Raw genomic sequence first — 25,244 nt, 5'->3', positions numbered from 1 at the left:
ATCGCGGGGTCTGCGGCCGGCCTCCCCTTGGCCCAGGCCCTGCACGATCATGATCCGCGGTCACGCGTCCGGGCCGTAGAGCGCGGCGATTCCCTCGGAGCCGGTCCATCGGCTGTAGGTGGGGGACTGCGGCCAGCCGTTGGGCGAGTCCTGCCACTCTTCCTGCCGCCCGTACGGCAGTAGGTCGATCAGCGGGAAGGTGTGGCTGAGCTGCTCGGTGCCCCGGCCGTTGGTGTGCCAGGTGCGGTAGACGGTGTCGCCGTCGCGTAGGAAGACGTTCACCGCGAAGCCGCCGCCGGGCGGTGCGCCCACGTCGGTGCCGAACGGGCTGTTCGCGGTGGAGTACCAGGTCATCTTGTTCCCGACCCGCCGTTTGTACGCGAGGGCCTCATCGATCGGGCCCTGGGTGACGATGACGAACCTGGCGTCGTAGGCCTCCAGGAACTCCAACCGTGTGTACTGCGACGTGAACCCCGTGCAGCCCGGGCACTGCCATTTCTCGCCGGGGAACCACATGTGGTTGTAGACGATCAGTTGGGACTTGCCGGCGAAGATGTCGGCCAGCCGCGTCGGTCCTTCCTCGCCCTCCAGGGTGTACTCGGGCATCTCGACCATCGGCATTCGGCGGCGCTGGGCGGCGATCGCGTCGAGTTCCCGGGTCGCGGCCTTCTCCCGGGCACGCAAGTCGGCGAGGTGGTGTTGCCAGGTCTCGGTGTCGACGACGGGCGGCAGTGCCTTGGCGGTCATGGGCTCCTCCGGAGTTCACGGATTGTGGTCTGAACGTGTAGACCATGCCCGTTCGCCAAACTCATCTGTCCACGTGACACCGGTCCCGGTGCTTGGCCGGATTCGGCCGTTCGTTGGAGGGCGCGCGCTCACGTCGTCCGGTGTTCATGCTGTGTTGGCCGGGTGGTGGTTGGGTGCCGCGCATGCGCGCTTGCCTGGCCGTCACCGTGCGGCAGCCCAAAGAGCAGATCACACACGCGGTGCTGGTGGCGGCCCGGCGTGCCATCGCCGAGGCGGTGCCCGCGCCCGCCGACGGCTGGCGTACCGCCGAGTGGATCTCGCCCGACCGGGGTACGGCGCTGCTGGCCTGGTCCAACGAGCCCTGCGAGGCGCCGTTCCCGGAGCCGATCCTCACCTCCGGTGACCGTGCCCTCAGCTACTGCGGCTATCTGGGCGACAAGGGTGACGCAGACCTGCTGCTCGGCGCCGACGCCCTCGGCGACGACCTGGACGACATCGGCGGCTGCTTCTCGGTGTTCCGCGCCGGGCCGGACGGCTTCGAGGCCGCCACGTCCATCACCCGTGCCTGCCCCGTCTACCACGCCGAGGGGGGCGGTCTGCGGTTCGCCGCGTCCCGGGCCCTGCTGGCGCATCTGGCGGCACGGGCTGCGGCGACCGGGCTGAGCCGCCCGGCGCCCGTCTACGACCTGATGGCGCTGCAGTCGATGGTGCGGCACGGGTTCTTCGTCTCCGACGAGACGCCGTTCGAGGGTGTGCAGGCGGTTCCGAATGCGGCCACGCTCGTCGCGCGGCGTGGCCGCGCCGTCGCCGTCGCCTCGCGGCCGCTGCCCGAACAGGGGACCGAGCCGCGCGGGCGCAAGGAGGCCCGCGAGCGGGTGGAGCCGCTGGCCGAGGCGCTGCTGGCGGCCGTTGAGCCGTTCAAACGGCACGCTCGGCCGATGCGGCTGGCCCTCTCCGGTGGACGCGACAGCCGCCTGATCGCCGCCGCGTGCCACGCCGCAGGGGTCCCGTTCTTCGGCGCCACCCACGGCCTCGCCGACAGTCCCGACGTGGTGCTGGCGCAGCGGGTGGCCGAGGCGCTGGGCGTGGAGTGCCAGGTCACGGTCGACAGGCAGAAGTCCGGTGCGGTCGTCGTCCGGCACCCGCTGCGGCGCGCCCACGCCCTGGTCCGCATGTGCGAGGGCATGAACTCCGCGTACGAGGGCGTCAACCGGTGGGCGGCCTATGACGCCGAGCCGCGCAGCTCCGGGTCCGGCGGGGAGCGGTTGCGCGGCGGTTTCCTGACCGATCAGCCCGACCTGACCCGTGACGGCGTCCACCGTCGGCTCAGGACCATCTTCCTGGCTCAGCGCGAGTTTCTCAGTGAGGACGCCAACGCCTACGCCGAGCGCTACTACGACCAGTGGGCCGCCCGATACGAGCGCGACGGCATCGATGTGCTCGACAAGCTGCACATGTTCTTTAAGACGGGCCGCTGGTTGGCGGGCTCGCACACCGCGACCCTCATGAACTGGGCCTACTACCATCCCTTTCTCGACAACCGGGTGGTGCGCGCGGCGCTGGCGCTGCCCGTGCGGTGGCGGCTGAGCGAGGAGCCGGTCGCGCTGGTCATGGGGACGTTCGCGCCCCAGTTGCGCGACGTGCCGTTCGACGGGAGGCGCTGGCGGTTCGAACGCGCCCGCTCGCTGCGCAACTGGCGGGGCCGGCGGCGCCGCGCCACCCCGCCGAGCACGGGCGCCGCCGGGTTCAACTGGCGCAAGTCGTACGGCCCGGAGCTGGCCGGGGTGTTCCGCGAGCACATCCTGGACGGGCCGCCCGAGCTGTTCTCCATCCTGGACCGCAGCGCGGTGGAGCGGCGGTTGGCCGAGGTGCCGCCGCGCCGCCCCGGGCAGAGCTGGAACCTGCTCACCCTGAGCGTCCTGCTGTCCGGCGCCTGGCGCGAGCCCGAACCGGTCGACCTGCCGGACGTCGAGGTGCCCATCCCCGCGTCGTGACGAGCCGGAGGCAACGGTCGGTCAGTGCGCTTTCCGGGAGGGGGCCGAAGGGGTTCTGCACCGTGCAGACGCGGTCAGAGGTCCGGGTGGTGGCAGGCGACCCAGTGGCCGGGGGCGAGCGGGCGCATGAGGGGTTCCTCGGACGCGCAGCGGGCGTCGGCGCGGGGGCAGCGGGTGCGGAAGCGGCAGCCGCTGGGGGGCGCCATGGGCGAGGGGGGTTCGCCGGTGCCGGTCTCCTCGTCCGGGGCGAGGCGGAGCGGGCCGCGGGGGACGGACGCCAGGAGCGCGCGGGTGTACGGGTGGGCGGGGCGGTCGACGAGGTCCGCGCCGGCCGCGAGTTCGCAAGTCTTGCCGAGGTACATGACCAGGACGCGGTCGCTGATGTTCTTGATGACCGCCAGGTCGTGTGCGATGAACACGAGGGTGAGCCCGTAGCGGGCCTTGAGGTCTTCGAGCAGGTTGAGGATCTGCGCCTGCACCGAGACGTCGAGGGCGGACACGGGCTCGTCGCAGATGATCACTTCGGGTTCGAGGGCCAGGGCGCGGGCGATGCTGATGCGCTGGCACTGGCCGCCGGAGAACTCGTGCGGGCGCCGCCCGGCGGTGGTGGCCGGGTCGAGGCCGACCGCTTCGAGGGCCTCGTCGATCCGGGACGCTGTGCCCCAGACGCGGGGGCCTTCGGCGACGATGTCGCGTACGCGGCGGCGGGGGTTGAGCGACGAGATCGGGTCCTGGAAGATCATCTGGAGCCGCTGCCGGGTCCGGCGGAGGGCCTCGCCGCGCAGGGCGGTCAGTTCCAGACCGGCCAGGCGCACCGATCCGGAGGCGGGACGGGGCAGTTGCATGATCGCCCGCGCGGCGGACGACTTGCCGCAGCCGGATTCGCCGACGATGCCGAGGGTCTCGCCCCTGGCCACGTCGAAGCTCACGCCCGACACGGCGCGCACGGTGCGGCGCCCGGCCGGGTACGTGACCGTGAGGTCCTGGACGCGGAGGATCTCGTCGTCGTCGCGCAGGTGCGCGGTTCCGCTACCCGCCATGCCGCACGCTCCTCTCCGCGGCGGCCGGCCGCGTCTCGGTTCCGTCCGCCGGGTACCAGCAGGCGTGGGACCGGTGGTCCCCGCCGGACATCAGCGGCGGTTCCTCTGTCGTGCACCGCTCCCGGGCGAACGGGCAGCGGGGGTGGAACCGGCAGCCGGCCGGCGGGGCGGCGAGGTCGGGCGGGCGGCCGTCGATGACCGTGAGCCTGGTGTGGCTCGGGGCGTTGAGGTCGGGGGCGGCGCGCAGGAGCGCCTCGGTGTAGCGCATGCGGGGGGCGGTGAACACGTCCTCGGCCGGGCCCTGTTCGACGATCTTGCCCGCGTACATGACGATCACCTCGTCCGCGTGTTCGGCGACCACGGTGAGGTCGTGGCTGACCAGCACCATCGCCATGTCGCGTTCGTCGCGCTGCCGGTGCAGGAGCCGCATGATCTGTTTCTGGACGGTGACGTCGAGCGCGGTGGTGGGCTCGTCGGCGAAGAGCACCTCGGGGTCGCACGACAGGGCCATCGCGATCGTGATCCGCTGGCGCATGCCGCCGGACAGCTGGTGCGGGTAGCCGCGCAGCACGCGGCGCGGCTCGGGGATGCCGACGGAGGCGAGCAGCCGTTCGGCGGTCTCGCGTGCCCGCCCGCGGCTCATTCCCAGGTGGACGCGGAGCGGTTCGGTCACCTGCGTGCCGATCGTGCGGACCGGATTGAGGGCGGTCATGGGGTCCTGGAAGACGGTGGCCATGCGTGTGCCGAGGACGTCGCGCATGCCGTCCGGTCCGGCGTCGGTGAGGTCCCGGTCGGCGAGGTGCACCCGTCCGGAGCGGGCGGCGGCGTCCGGGAGGAGCCCGAGGATGGAGCGGATGAGCACGGACTTCCCGCTGCCCGACTCGCCGACGATGGCGAGGGTGCGTCCGCGTTCGAGGGTGAACGACACCCCGTCGACGGCCCGGAGCGTCCCGCGGGGCGTGGGGAAGGCGGTGTGCAGGCCGGTCACTTCGAGCAGCGGCGGCGTGCCTTCCGGCCGGGGGGCGGGCGGAGTGGACGGCGCGGCCGCCCGGCGGCGGGCGCGTGCGGGTTCCAGGCCGCTCTCCCGGTAGCCGGTGAGTTCCTGGAGCCGGTCGCCGACGAGGTTGAACGCGAGGACGGTCAGGAACATCACGGCGGACGGCACGAGGACGATGTGCACGGCCGTGTCCAGCGTGCTGCGGCCCTCGTTGATCATGCCGCCCCAGGTGGGCGTCGGCGGGCGTACCGACAGGCCGAGGAACGCCAGGCTGCCCTCGGCGATCACGACGACGGCCATCACGGTGAACGCGTAGGAGAGGGCGGGCAGGACGACGTTCGGGGCGATCTCCCGCCACATCACGGTGGCGCCGCGGGCGCCCAGGGCACGCGCGGCTGTGACGAACTCGCGCCGGGCGAAGGAGAGCGTCACGCCGCGGATCAGCCGGACCCAGGCGGGCACCCCGAGCAGCCCGAGCACGATCAGGACGTTGCGGACGCTCGGGCCGGCGAAGGCCACCACCGCCAGCGCGAGGACCAGCGCGGGGAAGGCGAGCATGATGTCGTTGCCCGTCATGATGATCCGGTCGGCCAGGCCGCGGCGGTAGCCGGCGAGGAGGCCGAGCGGGCCGCCGATCAGCAGGCCGAGGACGACGGCGCCGACGCCGACGCCCAGCGACACGCGGGCGCCGTGGACGACGCGGCTGAGCATGTCGCGGCCGAGCCCGTCGGTGCCGAGCGGATGATCGAGGCCGGGCGCGGCCCGGGGGTCGCCGCTGAGCGTCGCGTCGTGGTCCGGCAGGGGCAGCAGGTCGGCGGTGAGGGCCGCGGCGACGACGAGGACGATCCACAGGGCGGCGAGCCGGAAGCCCCAGCCGAGCCGCTCGCGCCGTTTCGCCGGTGTGTCGTCCGGCTTCTTGCCCGGGACGGTTTCAGGACGCATGGCGGATCCTCGGGTCGAGAATTCCGTAGAGCAGGTCGATGCCGAAGTTGACCAGGACGTAGCCGACGGCGACGACGAGCACCCCGCCCTGGACGACCAGGTAGTCGCGGGACAGGATCGAGTCGACGATGAGCCGGCCGACGCCGGGCAGCCCGAACAGGGTCTCGATGATGACCGCGCCTCCGATCAGTGCTCCGAGGTTGAGCCCGACGACGGTGACCAGTGAGATCGCCGACGGGCGCAGGGCGTGCCGCCACAGGACGCGCCTGGGCGACAGGCCCCGGGCACGGGCGAGCGTGATGTAGTCCTCCCGCAGGGTCGCGATCAGGTCGGAGCGCAGGAGCCGGGCGTAGACGGCGAGTTGCGCGGCGGCGAGCGTCACCGCCGGGAGCAGCATCGACCGGAGGTTCCCGGCCGGGTCCACGGTGAAGGGCGTGTACCCGGTGGCCGGGAGCAGCGGCCACCGCACCGCGAAGACCATGATCAGGACGACGCCGGACACGAACACGGGGGTGGACAGCAGCCCGAAGCTCACGGTGGTGAGCGTCCGGTCGAGGAGGCCGCCGGCGCGGCGGGCGGCCGCCGCGCCGGCGGGCACCGCGAGGCCCAGCGAGATCACCTGGGAGAGGAGCAGGAGCTCCAGGGTGACCGGCAGCCGCTGGGCGAGGGATTCGCTCACGGGGGTGCTGGTGATGTAGGAGGTGCCGAGGTCACCGGTGACGACGCCGCCCAGCCAGCCGAGGTAGCGGCGCCAGAACGGTTCGTCCAGGCCGAGGTCCTGCCGTACCGCGGTCAGCGCGGCCCGGTCCCCGGAGTAGCCGAGGATCTGCGTGGCGGGGTCGCCGGGCAGCAGCGTGATCATCCAGAAGGCGAGCAGGGTCACGACGAGCAGGACGAGCAGCAGTTGCGCGCCCCGCCGCAGCGCGATCGCGGCCATCGGCGGTCACCTGCCGATCCAGATCTGGCCGAACCCGTGCGTCGGCGAGCCGATGAGCGGCTTGGCGGTCGACCCGTCGGGCAGCTTGTACTGCGCCAGGCCGTGCACGTTCGACTTGGTGACCACCGCGTTGGTCGAGAGGTGGTCGACCCAGATGAACGGCAGGACCGCCCGGAGGCGCTTCTGCACGGTCGCGTACGCCTTCTTCCGCGCCGCCTCGTCGGGGCCGGCGCGGCCGGCGTCCAGGGCGGCGCTCAGCTGCTCGTCCTTGATCCGGCTCATGTTGATGGAGATGGACCCGACCGGCTGGGCGAACCTGGAGTGCAGGTAGGAGTACGGGCCGTCGGGGTCGGGACGGTTGAACTGCTCCCAGACGATCGCGCTGTAGTTCCCCATGAGGGCGCGCTGGATGATGTCGGCCTGGTCGGCTTGGCGGACGGTGACGTCCATGCCGGCCTTCTTCCACATGTCCTGGACGAGTTCGGCGTTCTGCATCGCCGACTGGTCGGGGACGCTCAGCAGTTCGATGCTGACCGGCCCCTCCTCACGCTCGTATTCGGCGATCAGCGCCTTGGCCTTGTTCACGTCGAACGCGGGGTAGCCGCCGGGGGCGTACCACTCGGAGTCCGGTGACCAGGGGCCGTCGGCGGGTTCGGTGAGGCCGGAGCGCAGCGTCTTGATGAACGCGCCGCGGTCGGTGGCGTGGGCCATCGCCTGCCGGACCCGCAGGTCCTTCGTCGGGCCGGCGGCGGTGTTGAGCATGAAGGCCATCTCGGGGACCGACATGCCGGCGGCCCGGTACAGCTTGTACGCGCCCTGCTCGGCGAGCTTCCCGAACTTGACGATGTCGTTGTCGCGCTGGGTTGCCATGGCGGTGAGGCCGCCCGACTCCAGGGTCTGCGCCCGGGTCTGGAAGTCCGGCAGGATCCGGAATTCGACGCGGTCGAGGTAGGGCAGCCCGTCACGCCAGTAGTTCGGGTTCTTCTTCACGATGAAGCGGTTGTCGGGGGTGTAGCCCTGGAACATGAACGGCCCGGTGCCGACGGGCTCCCGGCCGGCCTTGTCGGAGTCGGTGAGCGACAGCTGCGGGACGATCATGCCGATCTGGGTGGCCAGCGTGTAGGGGAAGCTCACCCACGGGCTGATGAGGTCGATCTGCACGGTTCTGGCGTCGACGACCTTGATCTCACGGACCGGCGCGAGGACCGCCGCCGTCAGCGGTGATGACTTCTGCGCGTCCAGGTTGCCCTTGACGATCTCGGCGTCGACGGGTTGCTCGTTGGAGAACGTGACGCCCTCGCGGAGCTTGATCGTCCATCGGGCGGCGTTCTCGCTCGGCTCGACGGACTCGGCCAGCAGGGGGCGCCACCGCCCGGTGGCGTCGACGGTGGTGAGCGTCTCGATGATGGTGCCGGCCATCGCGTAGGTCTGCGCGGCGAACGAGTCGGTGATCGGGTTGAAGCCGTTGGCGTCCGCGCCGAGGCCGTAGACGAGGGTTCCGCCTCGTACGGGCGTTCCCTCCGGGCCGGAGTCCGTGCCGGACGTTCCGGTGCCCGAGCACGCCGTCGCCAGCGCCGCGCACGTGGTGAGAGCCAGTGCGGCGGCGGCCGCCGCGCGCCGCCGGCGCCGCTGTGTCGTCACAAGTCCCACGACAACCCCTCTCCGTGACCGAGGTCACAGACTTTTCGCCGATAGTACTATCACCGAATCGAATTTCAATGGGTTGACAGCGGCCGATATCTGCGCCATGTACAGGAACCATGGTTGATTCAGAGGCCGGTATGGCTATCGTTGGGTTGACCGTTCAGGGGGATCGATGCCCGATGTGACACTGAGCCGGCGCGAGGCCAAGGACCTGACCCGGCGCCGGCTGCTCGGGGCCGCGCTGCGCATCCTCGACACCGAGGGCGAGGCGGGGCTTTCGACGGGGAACGTCTGCCGCAGGGCGGGCATCGCCCAGTCCACGTTCTACGTCCACTTCCGCAACATGCAGGACCTGCTCGAAGCGCTCGGCGAGGAGGCCGCCCGGCAGGTCGGACCGGTGATCCGGGAGGCCCGGCAGCGCTCCAGCGACGCGCCCCGCAGCGCCGAGCGGCTCCGCGACGCGTTCCGCGTCCCGCTCGAGAAGATGTGCGCGCACCCCGAGTTCTTCCGGCTCAGCGTCCGCGCCCGTTTCGACCGCGCCACCCCGCTGGGCGAAGCCGCCCGCCGCCGCGCCGCCGCCACCCGCGCCCACCTGGTCGAGGACCTCGTCGCCGCCGGTCTCCCGGCGGACACGCCGGAACGCGCGCTGCGGGTGGAGATGGTCGCCGACGGTGTCACGTCCCTGACGGAGGCGATGGCGATCGGCCACCTCGACGGCCGTTACCCCGACATCGAGGAGTGCGTGGAAGTCCTCGTCGCGTTCTTCGCCGGCGTCCGCGCGCAGATCCTCGGCGACCAGCCCGCATCCGGCCAGGGCTGACTGACGTCCGGGCCGGACCGCAACGGGAGCTCGCCCCGGCCCGCGTGGGGGTTTACATTGCGTTCACAAATGGGCAACAGGTCCGAAATGCCCAGTTGGCAGGTTGAGCGTCCTGGGACACGTCTCGAAGGGACCCACCTTGAGCTACAAGGCCGAGTACATCTGGATCGACGGCACCGAGCCGACCGCGCGGCTGCGGTCGAAGACGAGGATCCTGGCCGACGGCGCCGAACTGCCGGACTGGGGCTTCGACGGGTCCAGCACCAACCAGGCGCCCGGTGACCGCTCCGACTGTGTGCTCAAGCCGGTGTTCTCGTGCCCCGACCCCATCCGCGGCGGCGGCGACAGGCTGGTGCTCTGCGAGGTGTTCCTCGTGGACGGCACGCCGCACGAGACCAACACGCGGGCCCAGCTGCGTCCGGTCGCCGAGCAGTACGAGGCGCAGGACTCCTGGTACGGGATCGAGCAGGAGTACACGTTCTTCAAGGACGGGCGGCCGCTGGGCTTCCCCGAGCGCGGCTACCCGGCCCCGCAGGGCTTCTACTACTGCGGTGTGGGCGCCGACGAGGTGTTCGGGCGCGACATCGTCGAAGCGCACATGGACGCGTGCCTGGCCGCCGGCCTGAAGCTCTCGGGCATCAACGCCGAGGTCATGCCGGGCCAGTGGGAGTTCCAGATCGGCCCGGCGGGGCCGCTGGAGGTCGGTGACCACATGTGGGTCGCCCGGTGGCTGCTCTACCGCATCGCCGAGAACCACGACGTCTCCGCGACCCTCGACCCGAAGCCGGTCGAGGGCGACTGGAACGGCGCGGGGGCGCACACGAACTTCTCGACCAAGGCGATGCGCGAGGGGTACGACGCGATCATCACGGCGTGCGAGGCGCTCGCCGAGAAGGCGCAGGAGCACGTGGCGGGCTACGGCGCCGACATCGAGCGGCGGCTGACCGGCATGCACGAGACGGCGCCGTGGAGCGAGTTCAGCTACGGCGTGTCGGACCGGGGGGCGTCGGTGCGGATCCCGTGGCAGGTCGAGGTCGACAAGCAGGGCTACATCGAGGACCGCCGCCCGAACGCCAACGTCGACCCGTATGTGGTGGCCCGCCTGATCACGGGCACCTGCTGCGCGGCGCTGGAGAAGGCCGGCCAGGTCTGACCGGACGTGGTCACGGTCCCCGGGGAGCCCGTCTCCCCGGGGACCGCCGCGTTTCGGGCCTGCGCCCGTCCGGGACGGGCAACCGCCCGATCGCCGGCCGCCTCGGCCCCCCGGCGGCCAGGCCGGGCAACCCGGCCAAACATCGGCAAAATGTGAGCTTGGGGGAGTTCCACCCTTCGCCACCGGGTAGCACTTCTACGTTCGCACCGGGGGAGGGAACATGCCCGATTCGTCATTCGGGCGGTACTCCGGCGGCCTGCCCGGCAGGCACGCCGGCCGCCCTGCGCCACGGCCCTGGGAACGATCGTTCCGGTGTCCCTCCACGGCGCGGCGGCGCCCGGTGGAGGCCCCGCCGAAACGGTACGAGGACTTCGTCGCGCTGCACGAGGAGATCTCCGCCAGGTCCGGCCCGCCGCTGCGTCCGCTGTGGTGGACCGGGGGGTTCGCCGCACTGGCGGCGGGCGTCCTGGCCTTCGCCGGGGCCCTCGGGCTGCGCACGATGGCCGGTGTGGAGGTCCCGGTGTTCGCGGGCGAGCACACCGCCGCGGAGCCCGCCGCGGCGAGTTACGCGCTGTGCGCGATGGCGGCGACGATCCAGGCGACCGCGCTGATGCATCTGCTGCTGGCGGCGTCGGCGCGTCCGGTCCGGGCCTTCGCGTGGATCGGCGGGATCGCGGTGGCGCTGCTGACGATCCTGCCGCTGACGCTGAAGGGCCCGCTCGACGCGGCGCTCGTGACGTCCGGTATCAACCTGGTCGGGGGGACGGCCGTGGTGGTGCTGTTGTCGGCCGTGGTGGCGGGGTCGCGGCCGTCCTCGTGGGACGCCCCGTTCAGACGCGGCAGACGATGATCGACAGCGGGCCGGGTCGCCCCGCTCGGTGACGAACGCGTGCCGGATCTCATCGCGTCCCCGGCGCCCTCCATCTCGCGGCCGATCCCCGCGGCGCCCTCCGCGGTGGTCTCCCGCATGGCGGCCGCGCGGCTCTCGCGCGCAGAATTTCCGCGCTGTCAATCCGAATTAACGAAGGATTCACAGTGGGAGATATCGGCCGGGCTCTGACCAGTGTACTAATGCCTTGAACGGGCCGTTACGGAGGCACGGCCGCCTTTGGTCAATGCGCGCCCGGCGTGTCCGCCGAACACGGATGGATAATGACGAAATGATCCACTCCCCGCGAGGCCTGCGAGCCGCAACGTCCAATCTCCTCCAGCTGGCGCTGTACGGGCATGTCGCCGATCTGCGTCCGATGCCGGCGGAGACGATCGACGACGGGCCGCACCGGTCGGTGCGCCGCTACCGGCCGCCGCAGGGGGTGGTCCCGGCGGGGCCGCCGGTGCTGCTGGTCCCGCCGCCGGCGGCGCCGGCGCGCTGCTACGACCTGCGCCGGGGATGCAGCCTCGCCGAGCACCTCGTCCGGGCCGGGCGGCGCAGCTACCTGCTCGACCAGGGGCCGGTCCGGTGCGGCGACCGTGACCTGGGCCTCGACGAGTGGGTCGGGGACGTGCTGCCGGGCGCGATCCGGTCCGTCAGCCGGGACGCGGGCGGGCAGCCCGTCCAGCTCGTCGGCTGGTGCCTCGGCGGCATCGGCTCGCTGCTGGCCGCCGCCGGCGGCCCGGGCCTGCCGATCGCGTCCGTCGCGGTGATCGCCGCGCCGGTCGACGCGGACGCGGTGCGGCGCGCGGCGCCGCTGCGGACGCTGCTCGGCCTCACCCGCGGGGCGGAGGCGGACATGCTGGGGCAGATGTTCGGCGGCCTTCCCCGGCCACTGGGGAAACGGGCATGCCGGGTCACCGGAATAGACAAATGCGTTCTCCGTCCCGGCAGGATGCTGGCCAACCTCGACAACGCCGATTTGCTGGCGCACGCCGAGGCCGTCGATCATTTAACGGATACGATGTCCGCCTACCCGGGATGTGCCGCACGGCAGATTTACCGGACCCTTTTGCGGGACAACGCGCTGATGCGCGGCGCCGTCGAAATCGGCGGCCGCCGGGTGGATCTCGGCCGGGTCGCCGTGCCGGTACTGGCCATCGCGGGGCGCGGCGACGCCCACGCGCCGGTCCGGGCCGTCCTGCCCCTCGTCCGGCTGCTGGGCGGGGCGCCGCAGGTGCGCTTCGAGGTCGCGTCCGGCGGCCACCTGGGCGTGCTGACCGGACGTTCGGCCAGGGCGACCACGTGGCGGCATCTGGACCGCTGGCTCGACGAGGGCATCGTCCGGCACGGCATCCGCCCGCACCGGTCCACCGTCCCCGTCTGACCCGCCTTCCCGGCCCGCCCGTCCGGCCTCCGAGGGTCTCCGGCACGTCAAGGGACGTTCCAAACTTCTTTGCGGTGCCGCCATCGGCGCGCACTCGGGTGTGTCGTCCCGGTAACGGGCGGGTCGCCGACCGTAGTGTGGCGCACCGTTGTTGCGAGCCGCGCCGGGCCGGGGGGCCGGGCCGGGCGGGACGTCGGGGGGCAGCGCATGGCGGCGGACACGGGCGAGTACGGGCGGGGGCCGGGGGACCGTCTCCGGACCGAGATCATCGGGGTCACCCCGTTCGGCCGTCCCGCACCCCAGCTCGCCGTGGCCGTCGCGCGCGCGGGCGGGACGGGCGTGCTCGACCTCGGCGCCGACCGGGCGTCCGGGCTCGCCGCCCTCGCGGACGTGCGCCGCTGGTGGGCGGGCCCGTTCGGCGTCCGCGTCCCCGCCGGGTGCCGCGTCCGGCCGGCCGAGATCCCGGCCGCCGCCGACACCGTCCTGGTGGACGCCCCGGCGCTGCGGTCGGACGACTCGCTGGACGTCGCCGGGTTCGCGCGCGGGCGCCGGCTCCTGGTCGAGGTCGCGGGACCGGACGAGGCCGCCGCCGTCATCCCCGTCGCCCGCGGGTTCACCGGCGACGTGGGCCTCATCGCGCGCGGCTGCGAGGCGGGCGGCCGGGTCGGCGACCTCACCGCGTTCGTGCTGCTTCAGCGGCTGGCGGCGGACCCGTCCGTGGACGTCCCGGTGTACTCGGCGGGCGGCATCGGGCCGCACTCGGCCGCGGCGGCGGTGGCGGGCGGCGCGGCCGGTGTCGTCCTCGACGTGCAGCTCGCGCTCGTCCGGGAGACGGACCTGCCCGCCGAGGCCGTGACCGCGCTGGCGGCGATGGACGGCGGCGGGACCGGGATCGTCCGGGACGGGCCGCTCGCGGCGGCGCTCGCCGACCGCCACAAGACCGCCGGGGGAGTGGTCCAGGCGATCCGCCGGGAGATCGCCGCGCACCTGCGGGCCGCGGTCCGGGCCGAGCCGCTGGCGCCGCATGGCGCCGCGTCCGGCGGCGTGTATCCGGTCGTGCAGGGGCCGATGACGCGGGTGAGCGACTGTTCGGCCTTCGCGGGCGCGGTCGCGCAGGAGGGCGGCCTGCCGTTCCTCGCGCTCGCCGCGATGGACGGCGACCGGGTGCGGACGCTGCTGCGCGAGACCGCAGACCGGCTCGGCGGGCGGCCCTGGGGCGTCGGCGTCGCCGGGGTCACGCCGCCGGGCGTCCGCGCGGCGCAGCTCGCCGCCGTCCGCGCGGCCGGGCCCCCGTACGCGCTGATCGCCGGGGGGTCCCCGGCGGAGGCCGAGCCGCTGGAGGCCGCCGGGATCGCGACGTACCTGCACGTCCCGTCGCCCGATCTGCTGGGACGGTTCCTGGACGAGGGCGCGCGGAAGTTCGTCTTCGAGGGCCGGGAATGCGGCGGCCATGTCGGGCCGCGCGCGAGCTTCCCGCTCTGGGACGCGCAGGTCGAACGATTGATGGAGTGCGGCGTCGACGCCGGCGAGCTGTCGGTGATGTTCGCGGGCGGCATCCATGACGAACGGTCCGCCGCGATGGTGGCCGCTCTGGCGGGGCCGCTGGCGGAGCGGGGCGCCGACGTCCGTGTCGTGATGGGCACCGCGTACCTGTTCACGTCCGAGGCGGTCGCGACGGGCGCGATCCTGCCGGGCTACCAGGAGACCGCGCTCACCTGCGACGGGACGGCGCTGCTGGAGTCGTCCCCCGAGCACGTGACCCGCTGCGCCCGCACACCGTACGTGGAGACGTTCGCGGAGACCCGCCGTGAGCTGGAACAGGTCGGGACACCGCGGCAGGAGGTGGGGCGCCGTCTCGAGAAGCTGAACCTCGCGCGCCTGCGGGTCGCCGCCAAGGGCCTGCGCCGCGCCAACCCGGTCGACGTCGCCGAGCAGCGGGCCGACGGCCTGTACACGCTCGGCCAGGTCGCGGCGCTGCGCTCGGCCACGACCGGCATCGCCGCCCTGCACGAGCAGGTCACGGCGGGTGCGACCGCCTTTCTCGCCGCGCGCGCCGCCGAGGTCGGCGTCGCCGCGACGCGTCCCGCCGCGCCGGACGCCGCGCGCCCGGCCGACATCGCGATCATCGGCATCGGCTGCGTCTTCCCGGGCGCCCGCGACGCCGACGGCTACTGGGCGAACATCGTCGCGGGCGCGGACTCCGTCACGGCGGTCACGCGCTGGGACCCCGAGGTCCACTACGACCCGTCCGCCGAAGACAAGACACCGTCCAAATGGGGCGGCTTCATCCCCGACATCCCGTTCGACGCCCACGCGCACGGCATCCCGCCCCACGCGCTGGGCGCCATCGACCCGATCCAGCTCCTCGCCCTGGAGATCGCGTCGCGTGCGCTCCGGGACGCCGGATACGCCGACCGGCCGTTCGACCGCTCCAGCACGTCGGTGTTCTTCGGCGCAGGGGGCGGCGGCGACCTCGGTACCGCCTACGGCGTGCGCGCGACACTCCCGTCCTACCTCGGCGAGGTCCCGGCCGCCCTGGACGAGCGGCTCCCGCGCCCCACCGAGGACTCCCTCCCCGGTGTCCTCACCAACGTGATCGCCGGACGGATCGCCGGTGCCCTCGGACTCCGCGGCGCCGGCTGCACCGTGGACGCCGCCGGCGCCGCGTCCCTCGCCGCGCTCGACGCCGCATGCAAGGACCTTGTCGCGGGCGCCAGCGACATGGTGCTCTGCGGCGGCGCCGACCTGGGCAACGGCATCGGGGACTATCTGCTGCTCGCCTCGGCGGGCGCGCTGTCCCCGTCCGGCCGCTGCGCCGCCTTCGACGCTTCCGCGGACGGCATCGCGCCCGGCGAGGGCGTCGCCTGCGTCGTCCTCAAACGTCTCGCCGACGCCGAACGCGACGGCGACCGGATCTACGCGGTCGTCAAGTCCGTCGCCGGCTCCGGCGACGGACGCGCCCCCGGCGGCGGCGCGGACCTCGCCGCGTCCCGCGCCGAGGGGCGGCGGCTCGCGCTGGACCGCGCCCACGAACGCGCGGGCGTCTCACCCGCCGACATCGGCCTCATCGAGACGGACGGCACCGGCGTCCAAGCCGCCGACCGGGCGGAACTCGCCGCCCTGGCCTCGGCTTTCCCCGACGCCGCCGCGGGCGGCGTCACGCTCGGATCGGTCAAGACGCAGATCGGGCACACCGGACGCGCCGCGGGGCTCGCCGGGCTCATCAAGACCGCGTACGCCCTGCACACCGGCGTGCTCCCGGGGACGCTGCACCTCGCACGGCCGAACTCCGGGTGGAATCCGGGCGGCCCGTTCGTGTTCGGAGGCGCCGCGCGCCCGTGGGCGACCCGCCCCGGCGACCGGTACGCGGGGCTGAGCGGCTCCGGTGTCGGCGGCGTGAACTTCCACGCCGTCCTGTCCGGGTACGACGGGGCGCCCGAGCCCGTGTCCGGGCTCCCCGAATGGCCCGCCGAACTGTTCCTGATCCGCGCGGCCGACCGTCCCGCCGCCCGCGCGGAGGTCGATCGCCTCCTCGAACTGGCGGCCGGCGAGCCCCGGCTCCGGGACCTCGCCCGGACGTCGGCCTCGCTGGAGGGGCCCGTCCAGGCGGCGTTCGTGGCGACCGGCCTGGACGACCTCCGGCGCAAGCTCGCGCTCGCCGGCGAGTTCCGCCCGGCGCAGGGCGTCTTCCTCCCGGACGGCGAGCCCGGCCAGGTCGCGTTCCTCTTCCCGGGCCAGGGCAGCCAGCGTCCCAACATGCTCGCCGACCTCTTCGTCGCGTTCCCCCGCCTCCAGCGCCTCCTGCGCCTCGCCGGCGGACGGTACGCCCCGGCGATGTTCCCTCCCGCCGCGTTCACCCCGGACGAGACCGGCCGCCACCAGGCCGAGATCACCCGGGTCGCCCAGCCCGCCCTCGGCATCGCCGGGCTCGCCGTCCACCGCCTGCTCACCGCCCTCGGCGTCCACCCCGACCTCGCCGCCGGGCACGGCCACGGCGAACTGGTCGCGCTCTGCGCCGCCGGCGTCGTCGACGACACCGACATGATCGAGCTCAGCGCCGCCCGCGCCGAGGCGATCCTGGCCGCCGCCGGCGGCGACCCGGGCGCGATGGCCACCGTCACCGCGTCCCTGCGCGGGGTCCGCGAGGCGCTCTCGGGGGTCTCCGAGGTCGTCATCGCCAACCACAACGCGCCCCGCCAGGTCGTGATCTCCGGAACCCGCGCGGGCCTGGACCGTGCCCTCGCCGCCCTGTCCGCCGCGGGCCTCGCCGCCGAGCGCATCCCCGTGCCGTGCGCGTTCCACAGCCCCCTCGTCGCCGCCGCGTCCGCCGACCTCCGCACCGACCTCCTCGGCCGCGACCTCCGCTCACCCGCCTTCCCCGTCTGGGCCAACGCGACCGCCGCCCCGTACGACACCGACCCCGCCGAACTGGCCGCCACCCTCGCCGGGCAGATCGCCGCACCCGTCCGCTTCGTCGAGCAGATCGAGGCCATGTACGGCGCGGGCGCCCGCACCTTCATCGAGGCGGGCCCCGGAGACGTCCTGACCGGCCTCGTCGGCAAGATCCTCGGCGACCGCCCGCACACCGCCGTGAGCTGCGACGCCCCCGGCGAGAACGGCCTCACCCACCTCCTGCACACCCTGGCCGGACTCGCCGCGGCCGGTGTCCCCGTCGACCCGCTGCCGCTCTTCGCCGGACGCGGCGCCCGCCCGCTCACCGCCGCCCCCGCCCCGGCACCGGGCTGGCTCGTCAACGGCCACCTCGTCCGGACCGCCGACGGCGGCTACCCGGCCAACGGGCTCCGTCCCGCCGAACGCGTCCCGGGATGGAGCGACCCCGGCTCCGAGGCCGCCGTCCTGGAGTACCTGCGCGCCGGCCGCGAACTGATCGCCGCCCAGCGCGAGGTCGTCCTCCGCCACCTGGGCGTGACGCCGCCGGCGCCCGTCCCGGCGCCCCGTCCCGTCCTCCCCGGCGAAACCGTTCCCGCCGAGCCGCTGGACGCCGTCCGCGCGGTGATCAGCGCGAGGACCGGCCACCCCGAGACGATGCTGGACGCCGACCTGGATCTCGACGCCGACCTGTCCATCGACTCCAGCGAACGCGCCCTCATCATCGGCGAACTCGCCGACCGGTTCGCCGTCGCCGCCCCCGGCGTCGAACAGATCGGCCAGGTCACCACCATCGGCGAGATCGTCGCCTGGCTGGGCACCCGCCTCGATGGCGCCGCGTCCGCCCCGCCGCGGCCCACCGTCCCGCCCCCGGCGCGGCCGAGCTCCCACGTGAAGACCATGGCCCTCTCCGGCCCCGGAGAACCAGCGCCCTCCACGGAAGGCGACTCGTCAGCCCAGCCAGAACACACCGACCCGCGGAGCGGGCCCTCCGGGCACGACGCAGTGTCCCCGCAGGGCGGAGCGGCCGCGCGTGCGGCGGGCCCGGATACGCAGGTGTGGCCGCGTGCCGAGAGCCCGCCGACGCAGGTGCCCGCGCGGCCGGGCGTGGTCCGGCATGTTCTGCGGGTCGTGGAGCTGGACGCGCTGCCGGTGCCGCCCGCGTCGGGGACGGTGTTCACAGGGCGGCGGTTCATCGTCGTGGACGACGGGTGCGGGGTCGCGCTGGAGCTCGCCGACATGCTCGGGCGGCACGGCGCCCAGGTGCGGACGCCGCGTGAGGTCGACGGCCCCTGCGATGGGCTGATCCATCTGGCGGCGCTCCGGCCGGGTGCGTCGGGCGTGCTGCCTCAGGCGTACGACGGCATCCGGCAGGCGCTGGCCGGCGGGATGCGGTGGCTGGTCGTCGCGAGCGGGGCCGGTGGGCGGTTCGGGCGGCGGTTCGACGGCGGCGGCATCGGGGACCCGGCGCCGGGCGCGGGGCTGCGGGGCCTGGCGCTGACGGTCGCGCAGGAGTATCCCGAGGTGCTCGTGCGGGCGCTGGACGTCGACACCAAGGACACTCCGCGGGCGATCGCGCAGCGGATCGTGGCGGAGCTGCTGGACGCGGAGGCGCCGGTCGTGGTCGGGCATGAGGGCGACCTGCGGCACGGCCTGAGCGTGATGCCGGCGGAACCGCACGGCGAGCCCGAGCCCTCGGTGCCGCTGGGACCGGACGGGGTCGTGCTCCTCACCGGCGGCGCGCGCGGCGTCACCGCGCGGATGGCGCTGGAGCTGGCCCGGGCGACCGGCTGCCACATCGAGGTCATGGGACGCACACCGGAGCCGGTGGGCGAGCCCGCGTTCCCGGACGTCCCGGACGAGGCCGGGCTCCGGCGCGCACTGGTCGCGAGAGGCGACGAGGAGACGGCGGAGATCGAGGCGACCGTCCGGCGGATTCTGGCGGAGCGGGAGGCACACCGGAATCTGGAGGCGTTGCGGGAGCATGCGGCGTCCGTCCGGTACCACTCGGGGGACGTGAGGAATGCCCAGGTCGTGCGGGACGTCGTCGGCAACGCCTATGCCCGGCATGGTCGGCTCGACGGGGTCGTCCACGGTGCCGGGGTCGTTGAGAACCGCCTGGTCCGGGACATGACACCCGGGTCGTTCGAGCGCGTGTACCGGACGAAGGTGGACGGGGCGTGCGCGCTCGCCCAGGCGGTCAGGCCGGACATCGGGTTCTTCGTCGTCCTCGGCGGCATCGCCGGTGTTCACGGCGGCCGCGGGCAGGTCGCGCATGCGGCGGCGAGCGACGCCTGCGACACGCTCGCGCATGTCTGGCGGACACGCCTCCGCGGGCGCGTGCTCGTCGCCGACTGGGGCCCGTGGGCGCGAGCCGAACCGGTACGCGAGCCGGCGTGTGAACGTGGTGCGGGGCCGGTCGACCCGGAGGCGGGTGCGGCGGCGCTGCTGAGGGAGATCGCGCATGGGGACGAGACGCAGGTCGTGTTCACCGGGGCGGTCCGGTGAGCGACGCTCGGGAGCCGATCGCGATCGTCGGCGCGGGGGCGGTGTTCCCCGGCGCGGGGTCGGCGGCCGAGCTGTGGCGCAACGTCCTGGCCGGGTTCGACGCGATCACCGAAGTGCCGGCCGGACGGTGGGATCCCGCGCTCTACTACGACCCCGACGCGTACGGGCGGGCGCCGGAGAGCGACCGGTTCTACTGCCGGCGGGGCGGATTCGTCGACGAGCTGGCCACGTTCGACCCGGCGCGGTTCGGGATCATGCCGGCGGCCGTGCGGGGCATGGAGCCCGACCAGCTGCTCGCGCTGCGGACGGCCGGGGAGGCGATCGCGGACGCGGGCGGCGACGAGCGGCTGCCCGACCGGGCCAGGATCGGCGTCGTCATCGGGCGCGGCGGATACATCACGCCGGGCGTGGCACGGTTCGATCAGCGGGTCAGGACGTCCCACCAGGTCGCCGGGATCCTCGCCGAGCTGGTGCCGGAACTCGGGCAGCGGCGGCTGGACGAGATCCGCCGGGCGTTCTGCGAGCGGCTGGGACCGGACGGCCCGGACGCGTCGATCGGGCTGGTTCCGAGTTTCGCCGCGTCCCGCATCGCCCACGGCTTCGACCTGCGCGGTCCCGCGTACACGCTGGACGCGGCGTGCGCGTCGTCGCTGCTGGCGGTCGAGCACGCCGTGCGGGCGCTGCGGAGCGGGCAGGCCGACGCGATGCTGGCCGGGGCCGTCCACCACGCCCACCACGCGACCGTCTGGAGTGTCTTCTGCCAGCTCCGCGCGCTGAGCCCGAGCGAGACGATCCGGCCGTTCGACCGGGCGGCGGACGGGACGCTCCTGGCCGAGGGCACCGGGATCGTCCTGCTCAAGCGGCTGTCGGACGCCGAGCGGGCCGGGGACCGGGTCCACGCGGTCATCGTGGGCGCCGGGTCGTCCAGCGACGGCCGCGCGTCGAGCATCATGAGCCCGCTGGTGGACGGGCAGGTCCTCGCGGTCGAGCGCGCGTGGCGGGACGCGGGCCTCGACCCGGCGGCGCCCGGCGCGCTGGGGCTGATCGAGGCGCACGGCACCGGCACCCCGGCGGGCGACGAGGCGGAGCTGGCGACGCTGCGCCGGGTGTTCGGGACCGGCGGCCCGCCGGTCGGCCTCGGCACGGTCAAGTCGATGATCGGGCACGCGATGCCGGCCGCCGGGATCGCCGGGCTGATCAAGGCCGCGTACGCGCTGCGCGACGGTGTCCTGCCGCCGACGCTGCACGTGGACGACCCGCATCCGGCGCTGGAGGACGGCAGGCTGCGGCTCGTCCGGCAGGCCGCCGAGTGGGAGCGGGGGGACGGGCCGCGGCGGGCCGCGGTCAACGCGTTCGGGTTCGGCGGCGCGAACGCGCATGTGATCCTTCAGGAGCCGCCGTCGAGTGGCGTCCGGAGGGCGAGGCGGCCCCGGCGGCTCGACACGCCACGGTCGGACGAGGTCGTGCTGAGGTTGGCCGCCCGCACGACCGATGAGCTCGCCGACGCCCTGGCCGCCCCTGACGAGAAGCTTCTGACGCAGGTGCCGGAGGACGTCCCCGACCTTCCCTGCCGGCTCGCGATCGTGGCGCCGACGCCGCGCAGGCTCGACCTGGCGCGGGCCGTCGTCCAGCGCGGGACCGCTTGGCGAGGCCGCAGCGACGTGTGGTTCTCCCCCCGCCCGCTTCTCGCGGAGGGCGGGCGGCTGGCGTTCCTGTTCCCCGGGTTCGAGCCCGCCTTCGACCCCCGCGTGGACGATGTCGCCGAGCACTTCGGGCTGCCCCGGCCCGAGCCGACCGGGCGCACGGACCTGCCGGGCCACGCCGCGGACATCATCGGCGTCGGGCGCCTGCTGGCCTCGGCGCTCACCGAACTCGGCGTCGAACCCGACGTCGCGGCAGGTCACAGCCTCGGCGAGTGGACGGCCGCGATCGCCGCCGGGATGTTCGACGCCGACGCGGCCGAGGCGTTCGCCCGCGCCCTCGACGGCGACGCCCTGGACGCCCCGGACGTCGTGTACGGGGCGCTCGGCTGCGGCGCGGCCCATGCGCAGGAGGCGGCCGGGGGACGTTCCGGTGTGTTCGTCAGCCACGACAACTGCCCGCATCAGTCGGTGATCTGCGGCCCGTCCGAGGAGGTCCGCGAGATACTCGGGCGGCTCGCGTCCGAGGGCGTCCTCGGGCGCGAGCTGCCGTTCCGGACGGGCCTCCACACACCGATGGCCGAGGCGTATGAGAAACAGGTGCGACACGCGTTCGAGGCTCTGCGCGTGCACGAGCCCCGCGTGCCGCTGTGGTCGGCGACGACCGTCGCGCCGTACCCGCGTTCGGCCGCCGGCGTGCGTGACCTCGCCGTCCGGCATCTGCTCGAACCCGTCCGGTTCAGCGAGCTGATCGAGGAGCTGTACGGCGCGACCCACGTGCGGGCGTTCGTGCAGGTCGGGCCGGGGAGCCTCACGGGATTCGTCGCCGACCGGCTCGGCGGCCGCGAGCACCTCGCGATGGCCGTGAATGTCCCGAACCGGGACGGGATGGCCCAGCTCCGCCGCGTCGTCGCCGCCCTGTGGGCCGAGGGGTACGGCGCGTCGCCGCCGCCCGCGCCCGCCGCGGGCATGCCCCTCGATCTCGGGACGCCGCTGGTCAGGCTGGACGGTGCCGTGCCGCCCCTCCGCCTCACGTCCGGTGTCCCTTCGCTGCCGGCCGACGATCCGGTCATGGCCGAGCTGGAGGCGCTGCTGAACGATGCGGCGACCGGGGCGCAGTCCGTCCTGGAGGCGCTCGGCGGCGGGCCGGCTCCGGCGCCGTCCGGTGACGCGTCGCCGGTGGCCGAGGAAGTGTCCGTCTCCCGTGTCTTCTCGCTCGACTCGATGCCGTACCTGCGCGACCACTGCGTGTTCCCGCAGGCCACCGGCTGGCCCGACATGTCTGACAGGTTTCCGATCGTTCCGCTGACGACGCTGCTGGAGGTCATGGCCGACACGGCCGGGGAACTGCTGCCCGACATGGTCGTCGTCGGCTTCGAGGACGTCCGCGCCGTCCGCTGGGTCGTGGCCGCCCCGCCGACCACCGCCGACGTCCGCGCCCATCTCATCGAGGGCGACCGGCCGCGCAAGGTCAAGGTCGTCATCCAGGGGCATGCGGACGGGACGGTCCTGCTCGCCGAGCACTACCCGATGCCGCCGGTGCCGGACCGCACGCCACTGACCATCGAAGGTCCGCCCATAGTCAGCGCGGAACGGCTGTACGAGGAACGCTGGATGTTCCAAGGCCCCCTCTTCCGAGGCATCACCGAAATCACCGCTCTCGCAGAGGACGGTGTACGCGCCGTTCTGTCTTCGCTGCCCACGCCAGGCGCGCTCCTGGACAGTGCAGGGCAGCTGTGCTGCCACTGGATCCAGGTGTACGGCGACACCAACCAGACCGTGTTCCCAGTCGGGATCGAACGGGTCTCCCTGTACGGGCCACTGCCGTCCACAGGAGAACACCTGGAGACGACCGTCTGGAACCAGTCCCTGACCGACACCACCATGCGCTGCTCCGCCGAACTGCTCCGCGAGAACGGAACGCCGTGGGCACGGGTCGACGGATGGACCACCCACCGCTTCTACACGGACGAAGCCCTCTGGCGGATGAAGTTCACAGCCGAAGTATCCGGTACCGGCGAACCGCAGCCGGGCGGCTGGTGCCTCGCCCGCAAACGCTGGGACGGCACCGCGTCCCGTGACCTCCTCATGCGCCAGTACCTCTGCGCCGGCGAACGCGCCGAGTACGAAGCCCTCCCGCCGTTCGCACAAGGCCCATGGCTACTCGGACGGATCGCGGCCAAGGACGCCGTCAGGGACCACCTGTGGCGCAACGGCCACGGGCCGCTGTTCCCGGCGGAACTCACCGTCCACGACGGGCCTATGGTGACAGGACCGTTCGATGAACCCCTCACCATCTCCATCGCCTCGGACGCCGAACTGGGCGTGGCCCTGGTACGACCCGGGGACGAACCGGCCGGCATCGGTCTGGCCCATGACGAGAAGGACGCACGCGTACGCGCAGCCAAGCAAGCAGTACTGCAGTCGATGAACACCACCCGATCCGACCGCCCCGACCTCGTCGTGACCGTCGCCGATGCCGAACGGCTCCTCATCGCCGCCAACGGCACGGTCACCACGGTGGAGACACGCGAACTCGAAGGACACGTCGTGGCCTGGACGGTCGACGCCGGCGGAACAGACATGGAGGAGGCCCGAGCATGAACGACGCCCTGTCCGAGGTCGTCCGGATGCTGACAGAGGTGGTGGGGGAGGAGTTCCTGCTCGACGTCGAGATCGGCCCGGAGACCACGTTCAGCGACGCCCTCGCCCTGGAGAGCATCGAGTTCGCCGCCCTCGCCGACTTGCTCCGCGCCCGCTACGGCGACGATGCCGACCTCTCCGCCTTCATCGCGGGCCTGGACCTCGACCAGATCCTGAACCTGACCGTCGGGGACGTGGCGGACCACGTCGCCGGCACGCGGACGGCCGCCGAGGCCGCCCGGTGAGCGCGCGCCGCGTCCAGGTCCCGTCCCTGCTCGGAGACCCCGGAATCCGGCGCGTGAGATCACCCGAACGCCGCTTCCTGTTCGCCGTCCCACCGCTGACCGGCCCTGTGAGCTCGAACACCGCGGCCACCCCGGACGCAGCGGTCACCTCCGGTGCGACGGTCGCCCCGACCGCCGCCGTCGCCGCCGAACTCGCCCGCCGCGGCCACAAGGTCGCCTGGACGGGCCACCGGGCGTCCCTCGAACCCCGGCTCCGCCCCGGCTCCCGCGTCATCAACGCCGTCGGGGACGACTTCGCGAAACGCCTGCCCGGCCTCCGGGACGAGTGGCTGCGGCTACGCGGCCTCGCCGCCCTCCGGTTCCTCTGGACCGACCTCCTCGTCCCGCTCGGCCACGCGATGATGCCGGGCGTCGGGAAGGCGATCGACCGTTTCCGCCCGGACGTGGTGGTCTCCGACCAGTTCGCCCTCGCCGGGCCCGTCGCGGCCCGGCACCGCGAGATCCCGTGGGCCACGTCCGCCGCGACGTCCGCCGAGTTCACCCGCCCGCTCGCCGCCATGCCGAAGGTCGAGGAGTGGATCCGCGACCAGATCGCCGCCTTCCAGCTCGACCACGGCATCGACGACCTGCTCGACCTGCGCTTCTCCGACCACCTCGTCCTGGCCTTCTCCACGGGAGGGCTGATCGGCGACACCTCGTTCTTCCCCGGCCATTTCGCCTTCGTCGGCCCGGCGCCCGGCCGTTCCGCGCCGCGCGCGTTCCCCTGGGACTGGCTGGACGGCCGTCCCGCCGTCCTCGTCACCCTGGGCGCGGCGAACGGCCCGTCCGGCGACCGGTTCTTCAGGACGACCGCCGAAGCCGTCCGCGACATGGACGTCCAGGCGATCCTGGCGGCACCCCCGGACGTGGTGGCGGACCCGCCGCCGAACGTCCTCGTGCGTGCCGACGTCCCGCAGCACAAGCTGCTGGAACGCCTCTCCGCCGCCGTCTGCCAGGGCGACCACGACACCGTCTGCGCGTTCCTCTCGCAGGGCCTCCCGCTGGTGGTGGCCCCGGACCGGGACGACCAGCCGGTGATCGCCCGCCAGGTCGAGGCCGCGGGGGCGGGCATCCCCGTCCGCTACACCCGCGCCCGCCCGGACGAACTCCGAACCGCCCTGGGCACCGTCCTCACGGACGGCCCGCACCGCGCCGCCGCCGGACGGGCCCGGGACGCCATCGCCTCCGCCGGAGGCGCCGCCGAAGCCGCCGACCGCCTGGAAAAGCTCTCGTGACGGTGACCGGAAC

At 73.6% G+C, this 25,244-nt stretch carries 14 protein-coding genes; 9 read left to right on the top strand and 5 right to left on the bottom strand.

From position 1 onward, the window contains the following. Positions 1-60 precede the first annotated feature (60 nt). A complete protein-coding gene (locus tag ACTWPP_RS09880) occupies positions 61-747 on the bottom strand; it encodes a DUF899 domain-containing protein (protein ID WP_443103847.1) in 687 nt (228 codons plus the stop codon). Positions 748-929: 182 nt separating this feature from the next. On the opposite strand from ACTWPP_RS09880, the gene ACTWPP_RS09875 reads away from it, so the two are divergent. Beyond that, the gene (locus tag ACTWPP_RS09875) at positions 930-2,741 is read left to right on the top strand and encodes an asparagine synthase-related protein (RefSeq protein WP_443103846.1); all 1,812 of its coding nucleotides are present in this window, start codon (positions 930-932) and stop codon (positions 2,739-2,741) included. Between the two features lie 74 nt (positions 2,742-2,815). Here ACTWPP_RS09875 and ACTWPP_RS09870 read toward each other — a convergent pair whose 3' ends face one another. From ACTWPP_RS09870 to ACTWPP_RS09855, 4 genes are read right to left on the bottom strand one after another with little or no spacing between them, the layout of a single operon-like run. After that, the gene (locus ACTWPP_RS09870; RefSeq protein WP_443103845.1) at positions 2,816-3,781 is read right to left on the bottom strand and encodes an ABC transporter ATP-binding protein; all 966 of its coding nucleotides are present in this window, start codon (positions 3,779-3,781) and stop codon (positions 2,816-2,818) included. Further along, positions 3,771-5,720, bottom strand: a complete 1,950-nt coding sequence (locus ACTWPP_RS09865) for a dipeptide/oligopeptide/nickel ABC transporter permease/ATP-binding protein (RefSeq protein WP_443103844.1) — start codon at positions 5,718-5,720, stop codon at positions 3,771-3,773. The genes ACTWPP_RS09870 and ACTWPP_RS09865 overlap by 11 nt, the downstream gene beginning before the upstream one ends. Then, entirely contained in the window at positions 5,710-6,657 is a 948-nt protein-coding gene (locus tag ACTWPP_RS09860) for an ABC transporter permease (RefSeq protein ID WP_443103843.1), read from the bottom strand. The genes ACTWPP_RS09865 and ACTWPP_RS09860 overlap by 11 nt, the downstream gene beginning before the upstream one ends. Positions 6,658-6,663: 6 nt before the next feature. Next, on the bottom strand, positions 6,664-8,307 hold the full coding sequence (locus ACTWPP_RS09855; protein ID WP_443103842.1) for an ABC transporter substrate-binding protein: 1,644 nt from the start codon (positions 8,305-8,307) through the stop codon (positions 6,664-6,666). Between the two features lie 166 nt (positions 8,308-8,473). Here ACTWPP_RS09855 and ACTWPP_RS09850 point away from each other — a divergent pair, with 166 nt between their 5' ends. From ACTWPP_RS09850 to ACTWPP_RS09815, 8 genes are all read left to right on the top strand, one after another. Next, on the top strand, positions 8,474-9,121 hold the full coding sequence (locus ACTWPP_RS09850; protein ID WP_443103841.1) for a TetR/AcrR family transcriptional regulator: 648 nt from the start codon (positions 8,474-8,476) through the stop codon (positions 9,119-9,121). Between the two features lie 139 nt (positions 9,122-9,260). Further along, complete coding sequence (gene glnII, locus ACTWPP_RS09845; protein ID WP_443103840.1) at positions 9,261-10,274, top strand: glutamine synthetase; 1,014 nt, start codon at positions 9,261-9,263, stop codon at positions 10,272-10,274. Positions 10,275-10,494: 220 nt separating this feature from the next. Next, positions 10,495-11,124 carry a hypothetical protein gene (locus ACTWPP_RS09840; RefSeq protein ID WP_443103839.1) on the top strand — a complete coding sequence of 210 codons (630 nt, stop codon included), beginning with the start codon at positions 10,495-10,497 and terminating at the stop codon, positions 11,122-11,124. A gap of 310 nt (positions 11,125-11,434) precedes the next feature. Then, positions 11,435-12,532: an alpha/beta hydrolase gene (locus tag ACTWPP_RS09835; RefSeq protein ID WP_443103838.1), complete on the top strand. Its 1,098-nt coding sequence runs from the start codon at positions 11,435-11,437 to the stop codon at positions 12,530-12,532. Between the two features lie 207 nt (positions 12,533-12,739). Beyond that, a complete protein-coding gene (locus ACTWPP_RS09830) occupies positions 12,740-19,429 on the top strand; it encodes an SDR family NAD(P)-dependent oxidoreductase (RefSeq protein ID WP_443103837.1) in 6,690 nt (2,229 codons plus the stop codon). Beyond that, the gene (locus tag ACTWPP_RS09825) at positions 19,426-23,673 is read left to right on the top strand and encodes a beta-ketoacyl synthase N-terminal-like domain-containing protein (protein ID WP_443103836.1); all 4,248 of its coding nucleotides are present in this window, start codon (positions 19,426-19,428) and stop codon (positions 23,671-23,673) included. Before ACTWPP_RS09830 ends, ACTWPP_RS09825 begins: the two co-directional genes overlap by 4 nt. Then, complete coding sequence (locus ACTWPP_RS09820) at positions 23,670-23,957, top strand: hypothetical protein (protein WP_443103835.1); 288 nt, start codon at positions 23,670-23,672, stop codon at positions 23,955-23,957. Before ACTWPP_RS09825 ends, ACTWPP_RS09820 begins: the two co-directional genes overlap by 4 nt. 53 nt (positions 23,958-24,010) lie before the next feature. After that, complete coding sequence (locus ACTWPP_RS09815; RefSeq protein WP_443103834.1) at positions 24,011-25,231, top strand: glycosyltransferase; 1,221 nt, start codon at positions 24,011-24,013, stop codon at positions 25,229-25,231. Positions 25,232-25,244: the final 13 nt, after the last annotated feature.

It is taken from the genome of Actinomadura sp. 3N407 (genome assembly GCF_052245875.1).
Classification (GTDB): Bacteria; Actinomycetota; Actinomycetes; order Streptosporangiales; family Streptosporangiaceae; genus Spirillospora.
This window is presented reverse-complemented; position numbering and strand designations above follow the sequence as displayed.